Origin of the sequence: Hymenobacter gummosus (genome assembly GCF_003970915.1) — a bacterium.
In the GTDB taxonomy this organism is placed as follows: Bacteria; Bacteroidota; Bacteroidia; order Cytophagales; family Hymenobacteraceae; genus Solirubrum; species Solirubrum gummosum.
Map to the genome: position 1 here is coordinate 336322 of NZ_RXOF01000003.1, position 18105 is coordinate 354426.

An 18105-nucleotide genomic window follows, 5' to 3' on the forward strand; every position below is an offset into this window, starting at 1 on the left:
CAACATTCTACGATCTTAGCATAAAGCTTTAGGATTTGGGCATGGTAGGGAGAAGATATGCTTTGTTGTGGCAAGCTCTCAGCATCGCATATAAGCAAATATCTAACTACCAGAATTTTATCTAAAATCCATCTTCAAAATCACGATAGAAGTTTCTGAAATTTTCTCTATACTCATCTTTCTTTCTATTATATGTTATTAATTCCAGTGTTTCAAGTCTGTATATCACGCTTGTATATGTCGTTTTAAAGAACTTAGATAAGTACGTAGTTATGTCACCGAAGTCCTTTCTGTTAATCGGTTGATCATCCAAATAGATGTGACCAGCCCTACTGATACCTAAGTATCTTTGAACATGAACTAACCTGTTGTAAAAAGACACGCTAGGCATAACCAGATTTGATGCAAATTCATTAGCCTGCCATTCGATCCAGTTTTTATAATTATTTAAAACATACTTATCTGACATAAAATCGTATTCTGAATCTTGAAAGCTTTCGTATACTTGTTGATTTATCTTTAGCTCGCTATGCAACACAAGGTGACCAATCTCGTGGGCTAACAAGAAGTAGAACCTTTCTGTACCCACGACACTTCTATCAATCGTTATTATTCTCTCTGTTACATCGTAGTAACCAAGAACGCTCCTATTCGCTGATCTTTGGATATAGTTATCAAAGTCAAATTTCACTTCATACTCTTTCTTCAAAAACTCAACAACTCTATCCAAAGGCGTACTCAAGGCACCTTTAAGAACGGATTTATCCACTAGATTCAACAGATTGATTACTACATTTTCAATATCCTTCTTACTGTATTTTTTCAATCCCTGGACTTTGGTTAAATCAAAAACCTTAAAAAGAAAAGCCTCTATTTCTTTTTCTTGCTTTGAAACTTCATCATTCTCAACTCTATCAGCTTTATGCAGCTTTATCATTAACTCATTTTCGCTGTTCACTTCAATAAGCATCAAGCCAGTCTCTTTAGCTATTTCTAGACCACCTTCTTGAAATGAGTTATTAGAAATAAACACACCCTTTGCACCTTTAGCGTCATTACCATGCGAATTATTTATCTCCCTAATTTTATATAGAAAATTCTCTACATCACCAACAGGAACTCTCTTTTTAGAATAATCCTTACATTCAATTAAGTATAATATTGCATACCTAGTCGCATTTGGCGGCCATACTTCAATAGATAAATCAAAAATTATGTCCTTCTTCCTTATATCTGAATAATAACCTTTCTTTTGAAAGACCTTAGCATATTTGGGCGAGATTCCAAAATCATCGTTCTCTATCGACTTTTTTATCAGATCATAAGAGTTATCCTCGAAAGTATCTCCTTTTAAGACAGTATTCATTAGCTGAGTCAACTAGGTTCCACATGAAATTATCTAAAAATGCTGAAGTTGTAAACATCAAGTTCCGGTACATACAAACAGCGGGCAGCAAACCTCCTCGGTTCACTACCCGCTGCTGCATTCAAGCCCGAAGCGTCTACCGCTGCCCGACCGACTTCTCCGGTGCCTGCTGGCCGGAGAAATCGAAGTACAGGGTCATTTCCTTGGCGTACGGGGGGTCTTTGCCGTAGTCGTAGTACATGTTGGTTTTGCCCATCAGGCCCATGTTCTCGGCTTTCTGCGCGGTTGCCCCACTCCTATTGCTGCTCCGGTTCCTTGGGAAACTTCGGGATGCCGAAGGTTTGCACGAGGTCGTTGGCCCGGTTGGTCTTCGCCTGGAAATACGGGTCGTGGTCGTATTTGCCTGTCAGTTCGGGCACGATGGTACAGTCGGCGGCTGATGGGTGCGCGGGCTGCTTCGTGGCGGCTACTTTTCGCATAGCTGATTCACTGCCGGCCGGCCTTTGCCGCGCTGCTTGTTCTGCTTGATCCACTCGCTGATGCGGGCAAAGTCCTGCTCCGAGGGTTGCCGGCCGGTGGTGCGGAAATCGACTTCTTTCGGTGCCTTGCTCATGGCGTGACTTTCACGCGGCCGGTTTACTCGATGGACAGAACCACCGCCAGGCCTTTGCGAATCTTGTCCATCGTGCGGCTATCGACCTGGCCCAGCTTCTTCACGCAGCGTTCTTCCGCCACGGAACGCACCTGAAAGCAGTCGGCCGACGATTCTTTGGCGAGCTTGTTCTGCGGATCGGGCGTCAGCTTCACCATCCAGGGCGCCACGGCGTAGCGGTCCTTCCAGTCGGTTACGGGCACAATAATCTTGAGCGGCAGCCGCCCCAGGTTGTTGTCGTTGACGATGATGGCGGGCCGGGTTTTCTTGATTTCCGCGCCGATAGTCGGGTCCAACGAAACCAGCCAGATTTCACCTTGCTTCATAGAACGACTCGGCGTCGAGTTGAGTGAAAACCGTCAGTTCCGCGTCCGACTTATAATCGTCGTACAAGCTGTCGGCGGCCGTCTTCAGCGCCTTTTCCCTGTTGGTGCGGATGGATTTCAACGTGCGCTCCACAACGAGCAGCTTTTCCGTGAGCGGCAGCGCTTCGATTTCCCGGATGATGCTGGCGGCAGTCATAAATGAAGGTGAGTGAAAGTTGGGGTTCTGGCTATTCGAGGCCGCGGCAAGCCGCAGGAAAAGAACTGCGGATAGCCGCAATGAGTTCTTCGGCGGTTTCTTCGCCCTGGTAGGCACCGAACAAGGCCTGCAAATCGGTGGGGGCGGCGGGCTGCTGCTCCTGCTTCAAGGATTGCGACAGGCGGGCAATCAGGTCCAGCTTGCTGTCGGCGCTGAGGTTGCGCAGCACGCCGAGGTAGTAGTCGGCAATGCTGGCGGATGGGTTTATCGGCTGCATGGCGTTTTTTCGAAGGTTACGTGCAAATCAGCTTGGCAGTCGTCAGCTGGTTCTGCGGGTCGGAGTTTTCGGTTTAGCCGCAGAATATAACGCTGATGGCTTACTGCCTTGTTTATCCTGCTTGATCCACTGGCTGATGCGAGTAAATTCCGGCTCCGACAGTTGCCGGCCGGTGGTGCAAAAATCAACCTCTCTTGGCTCCCAAATCATTTCACTGGAGTTAACCAATCTACCGTTTAGCCGCTCACCAATCCCGGGTTGCTATCAGTTCTTCTATATCAGCTTCAAACCCGTATGCCCCTGCTACAAAGGCAAAATCTACCGCTATGCACTCCCGCGCACCTGTTTCTATTTCGCTATCAGCTTCATAGAAGTCGCTTTGCAAGTCATTGAACTTGTCGGTAGCGGCGTGAGTGAGCTTATATAGCTCATCCAGAGTCTTGGGCTGCTTCTGCTCGATTTTAAAACAGAGTCCTACCAGAATTGCCTTGCCCTTGTCGACCAGCTTGTTGGGGAAGTACGAATCTTCGTACATCTCCTTCAGGAAGGCATAATTCCTAACCGCTTCGTTTGTAAGCTCTTCTTGTTTCTTAGCCATATCAGCTACGTTGATGTTGGTGCTCAAATAACGGGCATCTGCTTCAGTACCTAACTAAACAGTGGGTAGCAAACCTCGTCGGTTCACTACCCGCTGCTATCATTTTCGTGTCACGCTCCAACAACGTCAGCACGCGAGATGCCTCGACAAGCTCGGCATGACGTGCTTTTTGCGTTGTTCAACCAGCTGCTCCCCTACCGCTGCCCGACGGCCCCGGCCGGAGCCTGCTGGCCGGAGAAATCGAAGTACAGGGTCATTTCCTTGGCGTACGAGGGGTCTTTGCCGTAGTCGTAGTACATGTTGGCGCGGCCCATCGGGCCCATGTTCTCGGCTTTCTGCGACTTGGTGCCGATGGCCGGGATGCCGTGCATGAAGGAGAGCTGGCCGCCGGGGAAGGCCGGGGCCGTGTTGTAGGGCGTGGCCGAGAAGCGCGGCGTGAACAGGCGCAGGTACACGTCTTCCTGGTCGCAGACTATGGTGAGGGGCTGGCCGGTGGTCTGCAAGGTGAGCCAGTAGAAGTTGGAGTAGTAGCCCTTGAACTCGGGGTACTCGGGGCCGCGGGTGCCTTCCATTTCGCCGGTGCTGGTGTTGTTGTAGGCCTTGGTCCACACGCCCAGGTTGGTGCCCTTCAGGCGGTCTTTCCAGACGCGGTAGGGCCCGTCGCCGCGCCACTGAATGCCTTTGACTTCCTTTTCGGGGTAGTTGAAATTGAGGCCGGCCAGCTGGAAGTCGTAGTCCTTGGGGAAGTACTTGGCGGTCATCTTCACCCAGCCCGAGGGGTACACCGTCCACTGCAGCGACTGGTAGCGGCTCTGCTTGCCGAACTTGGCTTCGATGACCACGCTGGCGCCGTCCTGGCGCTGCGTGAGGCCCTCGAAGGCGGTTTCGCCCTCGGCCAGCACGGGGCCGTGGGAGAGCGGGATGATACCCTTGGCGTTGCGCACCTGGCGCAGCAGGCCGGAGCGGCGGCTGAAGGTCAGTTCCACGCCGTTGGCCGCTACGGAGTAGAGCGAGTCGGTTTCGGTGAGGTGGGCGGCGCCGGGTCCTTCCGTGCGCACGAGTTGCCGGGCTACGGCGCCGGGGCGGGCAATGGGCCAGCTCCAGGTGTAGATTTCGCGGCCGTCGGGGTAGTGGGCGGTGATGTAGAGCACGTCGTGGCGTTGCCAGTCGGCGGGCAGGTTCACCTTCAGGGTGCCGTAGGTGCCGTTCGGGGCGATGCTGGGGGCCGAGAGGGTGCCGGTGGCCGCGGCGGGGGCGGCTTTGGTGCCGGGGCCGGGCAGCTGGGCGAGCTTCCAGGTGAACTTACACTGGTTCAGGTCGGTGAAGTGGAAGCGGTTTTGCACGCGGAAGGTGCCGTCGAAGGCCGGGGTGATGTCGCGGCGCTCGAAGAACACGGGGCTCCAGACTTCCTTGATGGTGAAGAAGCTGCCCTCCTTTTCGCGGTAGGGGCCGAGGATGCCGTCGGCGCCGTGGTTGCCGTCGGTGTCGAGGATGCCGCCCTTGTCGGTGCGCACCACGCCGGCATCGGAGAAGTCCCAGAGGAAGCCACCGGCCGAGCGCGGGTGGGCCCACATCTGCTCCCAGTAGTCTTCGAGGCCGGCGCCGTGGCCGCCGTCGTAGAGGCCGTGCAGGAACTCGGTGGGAAACACCACGTTGTGGCCCTGCAGGTGGGTGCCGTTGCCGTAGTCGTAGTTGATGTAGTGCTGGGTATCGGTGCCGCGGAACACCTGCCAGGCGTGCACGACGGGGCGCTGCTGCAAGTCCATGCGGTCGAGCACCGGGTCGAGGTCGAAGTTGTGGCCGCCCTCGTTGCCGTTGACCCACACCACAATGCTGGGGTGGTTTTCGTCTTTGCGCACCATCTCCTCGGTGAGCTTGGTGCCGGTGGGCGTGTCGTAGTTGCCGTGCCAGCCGGCTATTTCGTCGAGCACCATGAGGCCCAGCGAGTCGCAGGCGGCCAGGAAATGGTCGTCGGGCGGGTAGTGGGCCATGCGCACGGCGTTCATGTTCATCTCGCGCATCAGGTTCACGTCCTGAATGCTCAGGGCCTTGCTGGTGACGCGGCCCGAGGTGGGCCAGAACGAGTGGCGGTTGACGCCCTTGAACTTGATTTTGACGCCGTTGAGGTACATGCCGTCCCGCTCGCGCACTTCCATCGTGCGGAAGCCGATGCGCTTATCCACGGTGTGCACCGGCTGCCCGCCCTTGCGCAGGGTGAAGGCCACGCGGTAGAGGTTGGGCGTTTCGGGCGTCCAGAGCCGGGCCTGATTCAGCGAGGTTTGCAGGCGGGTGGTGGCCCCGCCGGCTACGGCCGCGCGGAACTCCCCGCCGGCCTTTTGCCCATCCAGCGTGTAGAGCTGGCCCACGACTTCGTCGGCCCCGCTGCCCTGGGTGTACACGTCGGCGCGCAGGCTTCCGTCGGCCTTGGCATCCACGGCTACGCGGCTGATGTGGGTGGCGGGCAGGGCCTCCAGGAACACCGGGCGGAAGATGCCGCCGAACAGCCAGAAGTCGCCGCGCCGCTCCGCGTCGTTGACCGACTCGTTGGCTGAGTGCTTGGCCACGGTGGCTTCGAGCAGGTTGGTTTTGCCCGGCTTGAGCAGCCGGGTAATGTCGTACTTGAAGCGGTAGTAGGAGCCCTGGTGCATCGGCCCGGCCGACTGGCCGTTAATCTTCACCTCGGTGTCGGTCATGGCACCGTCGAAGACGATGTTCACGGTCTTGCCGTCCCAGTTTTTGGGCACCTTGAACTCGTACTGGTACTGGCCCACTTCCTTGCCGCGGGCGGTATCCTTGGCGTGGCCGTAGTTGTACTTGCCGAAGCCCTGCAGCTCCCAGTTGGAGGGCACCGGAATGGTGGTCCACTTACCGGCGTTGCGGCCGGCCGAGCAGTGGAATTTCCACTTCACCGTGTGGTCTTTGTCGAGGCCGGAGAGGTACTGGATTTGCGTCTGCTGGGCGTGTGAGGCTAGGGGCAGCAGGGCGAGGAGGTATGGGAGGAAACGTTTGGGCATGTGGTGGACCTCACCCCCCGGCCCCCTCTCCAGAAGAGAGGGGGAACCACGGCGGCGCGGGTTGGTGGTTTTGCGGGGCAGCAAAGGCTGGGTCCAGCCTGCCTCCGGGTTTTCAATACAACAAAAATTCGTCAGGCTCCCCCTCTCTTTTGGAGAGGGGGCTGGGGGGTGAGGTTCACGGCGTCACCGCCGGCCCCGACGTCTTCAACGACTTCAGGTAGAACACCGCCAGCTTCTCCGACTCGCCGGCGCGGGGCAAATCGTAGGCCTGGTCGGCGGGCGTGTCGGGCGTGGGGAAGTGGCGGGCGGGGCCGGTGCGCAGCATCACCCGCTCGAACGAGGCCACCGGGGCAAAGAAGATGAAAGTGCTGGTCTTGCCCCCGTTCACCGTCACCGTGCAGGTGCGGTTGGGCGCGTCCAGGGTCACTTTCAGGTCGAGCTGCTGGCCGGCCTGGTACTTGGCGACGCCCTTAAATCGGGCTCCGGCCTTATAGCTGAGCGTGCCGGTGGAATCGAAGCTCAGCTGCACGGCGGGCATGCCCTTGGCATCCTGAAACTCAATCTGCAGCAGGCCGTGGCTGTTCTGCGCGGGCACTACCGACAACTCGGCCGTGAGCTGCTTGCTTTCGGGGATGATGCGCTCGGCCTTGCCGTAGTCGAAACGGTCCGAGTCTTTGAGGACGAGGCCCTTGCTCCCATCCGGCAGCGGGCCGATTTCCACCGGCGCCTGCTGGAGGCTGTACGTATTCCACTGCTCCAGCTCCTGCCCGGCGGGCAGTTGGGCGAAAACCTCGTTGGCGTGGCTGCTAGCCGTGGCGCGCACGGGCACGGGCACCGAGGCAATCCAGAGGTCCTCCTTATTCACGCTGTAGCTCACCCACATTTTCTTGTCGGGCGGCGTGCCGTCGCCTTCCTGGATGCCGCGCACGTACTGCGGGCCGTAGCTTTTGTAGTTGCCGCCGTAGCGCATGGGCGTGATTTCGCCGTGCACCAGCCAAAGGTCGGTGTAATCGAGGCCATTCTGCGAGGTCGACACGGCCAGCGGCCAGCGGAACTCCGAGGGGTTGTACACCGTGGCGTAGCGGCCGTCACTGGTGCGCTGCCCCCAGATTTTGGCGTTGCTGTTGACGAAGTGCGGGGCGCGGATGACCGGGTTGGGCCAGGTCTTGCCGCCGTCGGGGCTGATGCTGGTCAGCGCGTGCTTCCAGAGGCCCACCACGCGGTTATCGGGCAGGTGGTAGTAGCTGAAGGCCTTGTACTCCTTGCGCAGCGGGATGAGCTGGTCGTCGCGGTCCTGCTCCTCCACCATCTGCTGCATCATCAGCGGACTGGCCAGGATTTCCTCGCAGGCGGCCACGAAGCCCTTGTCTTTGCTCTTGGTGTAGAACGGATAAGCTGACTTCGACTGGTCCCAGGTCTTGTTGTAGCGCAGAAAGTAAATCGGCCCAAACTTGCCGTTCGGCAGCACCTCGCGCACCACCCGGCCGATGCCCTGCCCGTCGTTGGGGTCGTCCTTGGCGTCGAGGGCAATGCCGTAATAGCCGAGGGTCAGCAGGCGGTTTTTCTTCGACACGTAGAAGCCCACGCGCTGGTGCATCACGGCCTCTAGGTTCCGGGCCACCTTGCCGGGCTGGTCGGGCTTGGTGAAGCCGTCGGGCACCTTGTAGGGCGGGAAAATGACCACGGGGTTGGTCCAGGTGTAGCCGTCCTTGGAAGTCAGCAATAGCGTGCGGCCGGGCGGAATATGCTCGCCCACCGGGTTGCTCAGGTACTGGTAGTAGAACTGCCCCTGCCAGTAGGCCAGCATGGGCGCGTGGTTGTAGGTCCACCCCTCCCCGTTGGCGGCGCTGGGCTGCTCCCGGTTGGCGCGCAGCACCTGCCGGCAGTGCGTGCCGATGGCCGGGCGCAGCTGCCCGTGGTGGTAGTCCACGTTGCTGAGCGTGGTGCCGGTGTAGCGGACGGTTTCCGGCGCCGTCTGGGCCTGGGCCGAGACGCTGCCGAGCGTGGCCGCTGCTGCCGCCCAAATTCCTATCTGCTTACTCATTGATTTCCGCTCGTCGTGGTCGTTGCCGGTGCCGCCGGGGCGCTGCGCAACAGGTGTTTCAAGGTCTTGCGCGGCGCCATGAACACGGTGCCGTGCTTGTGCCCCTGCGGCACGCTGGTCTGGTTTGAAACGTCCGTGAACGTCTTGAAATCGGCCGTTTTCATCACGCCGTAGCGCTTTTCCTTGTAGGCGTCGTAGTAGATCAGCCACTCTTTGTTCGGCAAGGCCAGCACGCTCGGCCCCTCGGTAAAGTTGCCGGTGAAAGGCTCCGACACATTCGGGAACGGCCCTAGTGCCGATGGTCCGAACGCCACTTTGATGTTGCGCATGGGCCGGGTGTTGTCCTTCACCACCAGCACGTAATCCTGCGGCCCGCGCGGCACTACCACGGCATCAATGGCGCTCCAACCCGGGTCCAGGAATAGCTTTGCGGGGCTGAAAGTCTGGAAGTCCTTGGTCGTGGTGTAGTAGAGTCGGTGGTTGTTGTCCTCGTCCTCAACGCCCTTCGGGAACCGAAACGGAATCGTCGAAGCCCAGACGATGAGGTATTGCTGCGTGGGCGCATCGTAGAAGATTTCCGGGGCCCACACGTTCACCGTCGTCGGCTCGTGGCTCATCACGTCGATGAAGCGCTGCTGTGACCAGTGCACCAGGTCTTTCGACGAAGCGTAGCCGAAACCCTTGTCGCCCTTCCAGCCGCTGGTCCACACAAGGTGGTAAGTGCCATCGGGCCCGCGGGCAATGCTCGGGTCGCGCATGATTTTGCTCGGGCCCACCTGCGGGGTGAGGAAGATGCGGTTCAAATCCTGCCACTTATACCCATCGTAGCTGTAGAGCAGGCGCAGCCCCTCGTTGGCCGGCTCGTGAAACGACGTGAACATGTACACGTCCAGCGAGCAGGCCGTGAGCAGGGCGGCGCCGAGCAGCGGGGCGAGGAAGCGGACGGCGTTGGTTTTGAGCATCTTGTTTGTCAGGCCGTCATGTCGAGCTTGTCGAGACATCTCGCGTGCTGACGTCAGTTACTATTCTTTTCTTCAAAACATTCCTCCCGGATGTCAGCACGCGAGATGTCTCGACAAGCTCGACATGACGTTCTTATTTGTTGGTTTACACCGCGTCCAGCACCAGCACCCAGTCGTTACCGTTTTTCGGCTCCCCGGGGGCGTTGAATTCCTGGGTGCCCTTGTTCGGGAAGGTGCCGATGGGGGTGGTTTTGCCATTCCGGGGGTCAAACCACGATGCCTTTACCTTGCTGCCGCTGATTTTGCCCAAGGTCACTTTGAAGGTGCGGCCAGTGTAGGTGTACACGAAGGCGTAGCTTTTACCCCGCGTGGCCATGAGCCGCTCGTACTTCTCCCCTTCCCCGCCGGCAATGATGGACTGATCCGGCACCCGCTCGAAGAAGGGTCTCGACAGCATCAGGTTCTTCAGGTGCACCATCTGGGCGGCGCCCGGCGCGTTGATGGCCGAGGACCACAGCTCCGACGAGCCGTAGGCGCTGCCCTTGTCGTAGCTGCTGTGCATCTGCATCACCGAGTTCTGCCCGTAGGTGTAGCCGAAGGCGCCGGCAAACACCGACCAGTAGCCGTAGCGGCGCACGTCGGCGTCGGTCCAGCGGGGCTGGGTGATGTCGTGCAGGCCCTGCGGAATGCCCTCGTACGAGGGCTCCCCGTCGATGCTGGGCTTGGTGGGCTTCAGCTTATTATCGACCACCTGGTAGCGCCAGTTGTCCTCGCCGTAGAGCTTTTTCTCCTTGCGCGAAGTATCCTGCTCGTAGCGCCGGTGCCCCGACTGGTACATGTTGAAGTCCAGCCACTTCGCGTTGTGAAACCAGTCCGACGACTGCGTCCGCCCCCGCGGGTGGTAAGTCACCAGGTGGTTCGGGTCGACGGCCTTGAGCGTGCTGCCGATGGTATTCCACACCTTCAGCGAGTCGGAGCCGGCAATGTCGCCGCCGTTCAGCCAGATAATGTTCGGGCGGTTTTTGTAGCGCTCCGCCAGGAAGGTAGCGTAAGTTTTGGCCTGCTGCTGGTTCACCTTGCCCGCCTTCACGTTGGTGCCCCATACCGGCACCAGACCCATGTACAGGCCCTTTTTGGCCGCCAAATCCACGATGTAGTCGACGTGGTCCCAGAAGTCGTACTGCGCCGGGTCCGAGGGCGAGCTGCCTTTGGTGACGAGCGGGGTGGCCACGTTGCCGCGCACCAGGGCCGAGTCGCCGTACACGTTCACGGCGGGTACCTGGTGCAGCACCATCACCTGGATGACGTTGAAGCCCTTTTTGCGGCGGTCTTCGAGGTAGGTTTCGGCTTCTTCGCGCTTGAGCTTGTTAAACAAGAGCCAGCCGGTGTCGCCCAGCCAGAAGAAGGGCTTGCCGGCTTCGGTCTGCAGGTAGCGGCCGTTGCCGGATACTTTGAGCTGGCCCAGCGGCTCACTCGGCGCGGCAGCTACTGTTAGAGCTGAGATAGTGAGAACAGAGAGCTTAGAAAGCCAACGATTTAGCTTATAGGCCGTCCGGTGTTCAGGCTTGCGCCACGTATGCTCCTCGCCCGGTTTATTCTCTTGGTTCATTCGAATCTGGTTTCTCGGTTCTTCAGTCTAAGCTCTCAGTTCTCACTTCTAAGCTCTACCCTTTGTCTACCCACAGAATGGCGGGGGCGGCCTGGGGATTTTTGAGGTCGAGCACTTGCCCGCCCTTCACTTTCTGGGCCTTGCCGAGCAGTTGCCCGTTGCGGGCGTCGAGCCACTGCACCCGGAAGGCGCCGGATTCCTTGCTGAGGTCGAGCTGGGTGGCGGCCGTCGGCTCGCAGTAGCGGATGTAGCCCTGGCCGGGCGCCACCAGCTGCCACTGTTTCGCCACGGCGGCTTGTTCGGCGGGCTTCATCCGGGCCACGGTGGCCAGGAATTCCTGGCTGGCTACGGCCGGCACGTCGGGCAGGGAGCCGCCGGCCAGCAGCACGGCCCAGCCATGCTTGTCGGCCCCGTCGCCGGAGTAGAGCACGGCTTTGTCGGGAAACCGCTGGCGGTACTCGCGCACGGCCCGGTACACCTGCTCGAAGGAGGTGGCCTTGGGCTTCAAAAGGCGGGCGTGCTGGCGCGGGGCCAGGTTCTGGCCGCCCGCCGGGGCGTAGGCCGAGCCATCGGCCTGGTAGTGCCAGTAGCGGATGTCGATGATGTCGACGGCGGCGGCGCGGACGGGGTCGGCCAGAATGGCGTCCTGCACGTCCTTGGTGGTGCTCAGGCCCACCAGCGCGTTCTGGCCGGTTTCCTGCTCCCATTCCTTGATGGTGTCGAGCCAGAACTGCACGAAATGCAACGGGCCGGTGTACTCCTCGCTCAGCAGCTGAATCACCCCGCTCTGCCCGGCGAAGTTGCTCAGGCACTGGCGGATGTAGGCGCGGTGCAGGGCGCGGCGCGTGGGGTGCGTCACGTCGTAGAACTGCTCGGCCATGAAGATGCGCTTGTCGCCGGCGTAGTTGGGCGGCTCCGGGAAGCCCGTGTTATTCACGTTGTTAGCCGGGCGCCAGGGAAAGTCGGCGTAGTGCGCGCCGGCCTCGATAATGTTGTGCTGGAAGTAGTTCTGGTGCACCAGCACCAAGCCCTTCTGGTCGGCCAGCTGGGCAAACTCGCGCAGGCGGCCCCAGTACCAGGGGTTGTACTTGGTCAGGTCGTACTTGCTCAGCCCGTCGTAGCCGGCGCCCTGCCCGCTGCGGGCGAAGGGCAGCTCGTAGAACGGGGGCCACACGTCGCCGTCCATGCGCCGGATTCGCTCGTGGTCGTCGCGGCGGCGCTCGTACCAGAGGGCATAGTTCTGCTCCATCCCGACCTGGTGGCGGGCCTGCATGGAGTCAGTAAGGGCCCCGAGGTCGTCGGTGAGGCCGCGGCCGGTGCGGCCGGGCACGTAGCGGGTAATGGCGGGCTTGGCCTGGGCCAGGCCGTAGGGCCGCGAGGAGCCGCTCCACCACGGCACCTGGCCGCGGCTGCCGGTCTGTACCACGTTGCCGCGCACCAGCACGCCGTTCTGCACCCGCAGCGGCGCCTGGGCCGGCGCGGCGGCGGGCTGCTTGATTTTCAGCTGGTCCAGGCTCTTCGCACCGCTGGTCGAAGTTGAAATCGGCTGGCGCTGCGGAGCCTGCCGGATCCAGTCGATAAGCTGCGGGGCGGGCTGCCGGGCTTCGGCGGTGAGCTGCTGGGCCACCGCGACGCTGGGGCTGCTGGAAGCTTCGGTCGGCACCGCCAGCAGCTGCGGTTGAACGGCCATTTTCTTGCCCAGGCGCTCGGCCAGCTGGGCGTAATACAGGCTGCGCGGATTGATGGCGTTGTTCGACTCGCCCCAGTACCCGTCGCCCTGAAACTGGGCCCAGTTGCCGAAGCCCCAGTTCTGGGCCGTGGGCGGCTTGGGCAAATCGATGCGGGCGGCGGTGCTTTGGTAGACCACGCTGTTGGCGGCCGTCCAGCCCGCGCCCTGCCCGTCCTGTCCGCGGTTGGCCAGGCTCAGCGCGTGGCCGTCGATGTTCACAATGTCGAACAGCAAACCCGAAGCCCAGCTGTCGGTGGCCCCGCTGAAGCCCAGCGAGCCGCTCGACTGGCACTGCACGAAGGCATTGGGCCCGGCGGCGCAGAAGCCCGCGGCGAAGTCGTGGTAGCCCTGCTCGGAGTACAGGCGCTGAAACAGGGTCTGCTGCCCAGCGGTGAAAAATGCGTTGCGCCGCTGCCCGCCCACTTCCGACACCGGCGCGAGGCTCAGGCAGTCCTCCACCGTCACGCGCCGGGCCGATTCAAACGCGGCCACCGCCGAGCCGGCGAAGTGCTCAAACGTCACCTGCCGCACCCAGGCATCGGCCACGTTTTCCAGGGTCACGCCCATCCAGCGGTGCGCCTCGTCCTTGGGATTCTGCGCGTCGAAGGTGGAGCGGCAGCGCAGGTTTTCTACCCCCACCTGGCTGATGCGGCCGGCCCAGCGGTAGGGCCGCACCGCGCCGCCGCCGTACTGCGCGTCCAGCGCGGTAGTCAGCGGGGCGTCCAGCGTCACCACGTCGCCCTGCACGCTCACCACCTGCCGGTCCCAGTACAGGTCGCGCTGGCCCGGTTTCCAGCCCAGGGCCGAAATACCGCCGCCGAAAGCTTCGGTACCCAGGGCCTGAATCCACTCCTTGGTTGAGGGCCGGTGCACCAGCACCATATCCCCCGCTTTCAGCGTGTGCGCGGCCAGCCGGAGCTGATTGGCGCCGACGGGCACGTAGCTGTCCGTCACGGCTACGGCTTTATCTAGCTGTCGGTCGTCGCGGCCCACGATGCGGATGAGCGTCTGCCGGTCCAGACCGCTGCCGAGCAGCGTGGTACCATCCTCGCCCATGCCGCTGCCGCGCAGCACCACGCCGGAAGCTTTTATCACGAGGCCGCCAGCCACGTCGTAGCTGCCTTTTTCGAGCAGCACGGCGCCGCGCAGGCCGGTGTTTTTATCGGCGGGCAGGGCGGCCACATAGTCCAGCGCAGCCTGAATGCGGGCGGTAGCGTCGCCCTGCTTCACGGGCACCACCACGCGCACCGGGGCCAGCGGAATAGCTTTTTCGCTGGCCGCGTAGCCGCAGGTGGAAAAGTCCGGCACCCGGTTGCCCTGCGCGTCGGCCACGTACACCAGCCGGTGGTCCTTGCCCTCCGACAGCGGCGGCTGGGGCCGCTCCACCTTGGGCTTCTGGGCGTAGACGGCCGCCGGCCAAGGCGCGGCGCTCAGGGCCAGGCCCAGGGCCAGACCGAGCAGGCGCGGGTGAAAGCGGAAAACCAGGTTGGGGGCGGGCGGGGTCAAGATCGGGGTACTTTATTGGGTAGACGCCGGGCGTCTGAACGTCAGTGTAGCGCTGACTTTGGCTACGCCGACCTTCGGTTGTAGTCGGCGCCGGCGCGGAACGCGCCGAGGCGGGGCCGCGCATGTAGGCTACAAGCGCCACCAGAGGCGCGGTTCCACATTGCGGCGTTCCGCCGCAGCGCCGACTAGAACCGAAGGCCGGCGTAGCCAAAGTCAGCGCTACGACGCGGACGACGCGTTTACGACTTGCGGACGCCGGGCGCGGCGGGCTTTACTTTCTGCGGGTCCACCACGCTGTTGAGGTACTCCTCGATGTTGGTGTAGCCGTCGTTGTCGCGGTCCTTGGCGGCGTCGGAGGGGTCCTTGGGGTTCAGCTTGTTTTTCTTTTCCCAGTCGTCGGGCATGCCGTCCTTGTCGGTATCCTTATAAGGAGTGCCCTTGTACTCGGGGTAGCCGCCCACCTGCTGCGGGTCGGTGATGATACCCTGCTTGTAGGAGTCGGCCGGCAGGCGGCGCTTGATGTAGGGGTTGACGGGCGTGTCCTTGGCGTCCTTGGCGTAGGTGATGCGGCCGGTGCGCACTTCCTCCACCACGCGGGCGTCGACGGCGTCGCGGCGGGGCAGGGTGGCGCCCACGTTGGCCAGCACGTACTGGTAGGCGTCCGGGGCCGAGAGCAGCGGGCCTACGCCGGGCATGGCGAAGGGCTTGTCGGTGCGGATGCCGGCTAGCACTTTCTCCGGTTCGGCCACGTCTTCGAGCTGCACGCCGCCGGCCCAGTTGTCCTTGGTTACCTTCTCGTTGCCTTCGATGACGTTGCCCGAGACGTAAGCCTTGCCGAACACGCCTTTCAGCTCTTTCTCGCGGCTGCCCTCGGCCTTGAGGATGCGGAAGCTGATGGGCTTATCGAGCGGCGTAATCGGGCCGGGCTTGTAGTAGTTGTTCACGAAGTTGTACTCCGAGCGGTTGTCGCCGCCGTCGGCCGAGCGGTTCCACCAGTTGAACACCACGTTGTTGGCGAAGTTGAAGTCGCCGTACATGCCCACCGAGGGGTTGCGGCTGATGTTGTTGGCCCACAGGTTGCGCACGAAGGTGCTGTTCAGCCCCCCGATGGTGCTGCCGAAGGCGTGGTTGTAGGTGTCGAGCCCTTCGGAGAAGATGCTGTTCTGAATGGTCACGTTCACCGTCGGCAGCTTGTCGGCCTTGCCGGTCTGCGGGTTGTGGTACACGTGCCGGTACATCGACATGTTCTCGTCCAGCCCCCAGGAGGCCGACACGTGGTCGATGATGATGTTGCCCACGCCGTTGCCGCCCAGCGCGTCGTCGCGGCGGCCCACGTCCTGCCCGCCGCGGCGGAAGCGCAGGTAGCGGATGACCACGTCGTGGGTATCAATCCACAGGGATTCCCCAGCAATGCACACCCCGTCGCCGGGGGCCGTCTGGCCGGCAATGGTGATGTAGGGCGCGCGGATGTCGATGGGCGACTTCAGGCGGATGATGCCGGCCACGTTGAACACCACGGTGCGGGCGCCCCCCTGCTCACAGGCCTCGCGCAGCGTGCCGGGGCCGCTGTCTTCCAGGCTGGTCACCACGAATACCTTGCCCCCGCGCCCGCCGAAGCTGTGCGCGCCGCCGCCCTCGGCGCCCGGAAACGCCAAAATCTTGGCCTGGGGCAAATCCTCGGGCTTGGCCGCCCACGGCACGTAGGGCTTGCCCTGCTTGGCCTCCTTCTCCACGATGGGCAGGGCCTTGGCCCACATATCGTCGGCGTGCTTCTCGGCCGCAGCCAGGAAAGCCTCCGACTGCGCCTTCACGTCGGCCGGGATGGTGGGGTACTGGGCCCAGGCCGGGCGGGCGGCGCCGGCCGCGGCGGTGGTCAGGGCCAGGAAGAGCAGGCGGTTATTCATGGTTTTTGGGAAGGCAGAAGGAATGTGAGGTCGTCATGTCGAGCGAAGTCGAGACATCTCGCTCGGGTGCTCATCTTCTCGTTGAACAGTATTTACTATCCAGTGTCAGCACGCGAGATGTCTCGGTCCCTCGCTTGATGCGCGACATGCTCGACATGACGTTCTTTTCGTCGGCGACTAGTAGCCCGGGTTCTGCTGGAAGTCGCCCTTGTTGGTCACCGCGTCGATGTCGCTCTGCGGGATGGGGCGTAGCACGTGGAAGTCCTGGATGCCGGGGCGGGCGTCGGGGTTGTAGGCGCGCACGCGCTCCACCAGCTTGCCGGTGCGCTTGAGGTCCAGCCAGCGCACCTGCTCACCGGCCAGCTCGCGGGCCCGCTCGTCGAGCACGAAGTCCAGCGTCATCTGGGCGGGCGTGACCTGCATGGCGGCGGTGCGGCCGGGCAGGGCGGCGCGGGTGCGCACCAGGTTCACGTAGTAGGCGGCCGAGTCGGGGCGGCCGAGGCGCACCTGGGCTTCGGCGCCGATGAGGATGATGTCGCCCAGGCGCAGCATGTTCGCGTCGCGGGAGCTTTCCGTGACGGTGGCCGTGGCGCGCGTCGGGTCGTCGAACTTACGCAGCGAGGGGTAGTAGCGCCGCTCCCCTTTCAGGGAGCCGTCGGCGTTGTACAGGTCGTCGATGTCGTAGGTCTTGTAGCGGTAGCGGCGGGTGTAGCGCTGGTCAAAATCAGGAATGCTGCGCTTACTGGTCAGCACGGCCGTGTCGCCGACGGCAAACTTGGGCTGGTTCAGCAGGGGCGCCAGGGCCGGGTTCTGGGCCACTTCGGCCGCCGACCAGCGCGGAATGTTGGTGCTGGAGTTGGCAATCCAGGCCTGCTTAAACGAGCCGAGGTAGCGCGCGTCGTTCTGCTCGTTGTAGAGGTCGAGCAAAAAGCGCGTGGGCATGTAGCGCACGCCCGGCAGGCCGTTGGCCACGTCGCGCACCATGCCGGGCTGGTCGTCGTACTTCATCAAAAACCACTGGTGGCCGGTGTGGCTGCCCGCGTTGAAGGTCAGGTTGGTCGAGTAGTTCACCGCCCACAGCACCTCCGAGTTGCGCTGGTTGCTGATATCCCAGAGGCTGGCGTAGCTGGCGACCAGCCGGATGCCCTGGCCGGAGTAGGCCGTCGTCACCTTGCGGGCGTAGGCGGCGGCGCGCTGGTACTGCCCGTTCGACAAATACGCTTTGGCCGCAAAGGCCTCGGCGGCCGGCCGGGTGATGCGGCCGTAGTCGTTGGCCGTGGCCGGGGCCGGAAATTGGCCCAGCGTCACCGGCAGATTGCGCACGGCAAACTCCAGGTCGGCGAAAATCTGGGCGTACACGTCCGGCACCGCGGCGCGGGTGGCGGTGGTGACCACGCCCTCGGTGGGCTCCAGGCGCAGCGGCACCGCGCCGAAGCTTTCCACCAGGTGGTAGTAGTACCAGGCGCGCATAAAGCGCAGCTCGGCCTCGGCCACCGGGCGGCGGGCGGCGCTCAGCCCGGCCTGGTCCACGTACTTCAGGGCCTGATTCACCAGGTTGATGCCCTGGTAGCAGGGCGTCCACAGGTTGTTTTTCACCCACACGTTGTCGGTGTTCAGGGCCTGGTAGCTCATCAGCGAAGGCTGCGGGCGCACGTTGCTGGAGGCCGTCTGGTCGTTGGAGGCGGCGGCGGTCCAGATGTCGGTGCCCATTTCCAGCAGCGCGTAGCCCGATTCCTTGCCGTAGATGACGCGGTTGTAGGTGTAGGCGCCGTTGACGGCCGTTTCGAAGCCCTCGGGGGTGGTAAACACGGCTTCGGCGGTGGCGCCGCTGGGGTTGTATTCGTCGAGCTGGTCTTTGCAGGCCGAAGCAGCCAGAGCGAGCAGCGCGAAAGTCAGGGGGCGGATGATCTTATGCATGACGG

At 61.8% G+C, this 18105-nt stretch carries 14 protein-coding genes; all 14 read right to left on the bottom strand.

Annotation, left to right across the window (positions count from 1 at the left end):
• Nucleotides 1-121: 121 nt before the first annotated feature.
• Nucleotides 122-1366, bottom strand: a complete 1245-nt coding sequence (locus EJV47_RS07490; protein WP_126692526.1) for an ImmA/IrrE family metallo-endopeptidase — start codon at nucleotides 1364-1366, stop codon at nucleotides 122-124.
• Nucleotides 1367-1662: 296 nt separating this feature from the next.
• Entirely contained in the window at nucleotides 1663-1845 is a 183-nt protein-coding gene (locus tag EJV47_RS07495) for a hypothetical protein (protein WP_126692527.1), read from the bottom strand.
• Nucleotides 1833-1979 carry a hypothetical protein gene (locus tag EJV47_RS27940; RefSeq protein WP_165903656.1) on the bottom strand — a complete coding sequence of 49 codons (147 nt, stop codon included), beginning with the start codon at nucleotides 1977-1979 and terminating at the stop codon, nucleotides 1833-1835. The genes EJV47_RS07495 and EJV47_RS27940 overlap by 13 nt, the downstream gene beginning before the upstream one ends.
• Nucleotides 1980-2002: 23 nt before the next feature.
• Nucleotides 2003-2344 (bottom strand): type II toxin-antitoxin system PemK/MazF family toxin, encoded by a 342-nt coding sequence (locus EJV47_RS07500; protein ID WP_126692528.1) that lies wholly within the window; start codon nucleotides 2342-2344, stop codon nucleotides 2003-2005.
• Nucleotides 2331-2540, bottom strand: a complete 210-nt coding sequence (locus EJV47_RS07505; RefSeq protein WP_126692529.1) for a hypothetical protein — start codon at nucleotides 2538-2540, stop codon at nucleotides 2331-2333. Before EJV47_RS07505 ends, EJV47_RS07500 begins: the two co-directional genes overlap by 14 nt.
• 31 nt (nucleotides 2541-2571) lie before the next feature.
• Entirely contained in the window at nucleotides 2572-2817 is a 246-nt protein-coding gene (locus EJV47_RS07510) for a hypothetical protein (protein ID WP_126692530.1), read from the bottom strand.
• A gap of 244 nt (nucleotides 2818-3061) precedes the next feature.
• Nucleotides 3062-3442, bottom strand: coding sequence for a DUF5713 family protein (locus tag EJV47_RS07515; protein WP_243651049.1), 381 nt, complete (start codon nucleotides 3440-3442; stop codon nucleotides 3062-3064).
• Between the two features lie 167 nt (nucleotides 3443-3609).
• The gene (locus tag EJV47_RS07520) at nucleotides 3610-6429 is read right to left on the bottom strand and encodes a glycoside hydrolase family 2 protein (RefSeq protein ID WP_126692531.1); all 2820 of its coding nucleotides are present in this window, start codon (nucleotides 6427-6429) and stop codon (nucleotides 3610-3612) included.
• Nucleotides 6430-6604: 175 nt separating this feature from the next.
• A complete protein-coding gene (locus EJV47_RS07525; RefSeq protein ID WP_126692532.1) occupies nucleotides 6605-8473 on the bottom strand; it encodes a sialidase/neuraminidase family protein in 1869 nt (622 codons plus the stop codon).
• On the bottom strand, nucleotides 8470-9474 hold the full coding sequence (locus tag EJV47_RS07530; RefSeq protein WP_243651050.1) for a glycoside hydrolase family 43 protein: 1005 nt from the start codon (nucleotides 9472-9474) through the stop codon (nucleotides 8470-8472). Before EJV47_RS07530 ends, EJV47_RS07525 begins: the two co-directional genes overlap by 4 nt.
• A gap of 106 nt (nucleotides 9475-9580) precedes the next feature.
• Nucleotides 9581-11044 carry a glycoside hydrolase family 140 protein gene (locus EJV47_RS07535; protein WP_126692534.1) on the bottom strand — a complete coding sequence of 488 codons (1464 nt, stop codon included), beginning with the start codon at nucleotides 11042-11044 and terminating at the stop codon, nucleotides 9581-9583.
• A 55-nt stretch (nucleotides 11045-11099) separates the two neighbouring features.
• A complete protein-coding gene (locus EJV47_RS07540) occupies nucleotides 11100-14279 on the bottom strand; it encodes a DUF6298 domain-containing protein (RefSeq protein WP_279389057.1) in 3180 nt (1059 codons plus the stop codon).
• Nucleotides 14280-14518: 239 nt separating this feature from the next.
• Nucleotides 14519-16183, bottom strand: coding sequence for a pectate lyase family protein (locus EJV47_RS07545; protein WP_126692535.1), 1665 nt, complete (start codon nucleotides 16181-16183; stop codon nucleotides 14519-14521).
• A gap of 177 nt (nucleotides 16184-16360) precedes the next feature.
• Nucleotides 16361-18100: a RagB/SusD family nutrient uptake outer membrane protein gene (locus EJV47_RS07550; RefSeq protein ID WP_126692536.1), complete on the bottom strand. Its 1740-nt coding sequence runs from the start codon at nucleotides 18098-18100 to the stop codon at nucleotides 16361-16363.
• Between the last annotated feature and the right edge of the window lie 5 nt (nucleotides 18101-18105).

Bases quoted from the DNA above. Each gene is read 5' to 3' on its own strand.
- EJV47_RS07520 (WP_126692531.1), bottom strand. From the start codon at position 6,429: ATGCCCAAACGTTTCCTCCCATACCTCCTCGCCCTGCTGCCCCTAGCC.
- EJV47_RS07535 (WP_126692534.1), bottom strand. From the start codon at position 11,044: ATGAACCAAGAGAATAAACCGGGCGAGGAGCATACGTGGCGCAAGCCT.
- EJV47_RS07495 (WP_126692527.1), bottom strand. From the start codon at position 1,845: ATGCGAAAAGTAGCCGCCACGAAGCAGCCCGCGCACCCATCAGCCGCC.
- EJV47_RS07545 (WP_126692535.1), bottom strand. From the start codon at position 16,183: ATGAATAACCGCCTGCTCTTCCTGGCCCTGACCACCGCCGCGGCCGGC.
- EJV47_RS07500 (WP_126692528.1), bottom strand. From the start codon at position 2,344: ATGAAGCAAGGTGAAATCTGGCTGGTTTCGTTGGACCCGACTATCGGC.
- EJV47_RS07550 (WP_126692536.1), bottom strand. From the start codon at position 18,100: ATGCATAAGATCATCCGCCCCCTGACTTTCGCGCTGCTCGCTCTGGCT.
- EJV47_RS07510 (WP_126692530.1), bottom strand. From the start codon at position 2,817: ATGCAGCCGATAAACCCATCCGCCAGCATTGCCGACTACTACCTCGGC.
- EJV47_RS07525 (WP_126692532.1), bottom strand. From the start codon at position 8,473: ATGAGTAAGCAGATAGGAATTTGGGCGGCAGCAGCGGCCACGCTCGGC.
- EJV47_RS07530 (WP_243651050.1), bottom strand. From the start codon at position 9,474: ATGTCTCGACAAGCTCGACATGACGGCCTGACAAACAAGATGCTCAAA.
- EJV47_RS07490 (WP_126692526.1), bottom strand. From the start codon at position 1,366: ATGAATACTGTCTTAAAAGGAGATACTTTCGAGGATAACTCTTATGAT.
- EJV47_RS27940 (WP_165903656.1), bottom strand. From the start codon at position 1,979: ATGAGCAAGGCACCGAAAGAAGTCGATTTCCGCACCACCGGCCGGCAA.
- EJV47_RS07505 (WP_126692529.1), bottom strand. From the start codon at position 2,540: ATGACTGCCGCCAGCATCATCCGGGAAATCGAAGCGCTGCCGCTCACG.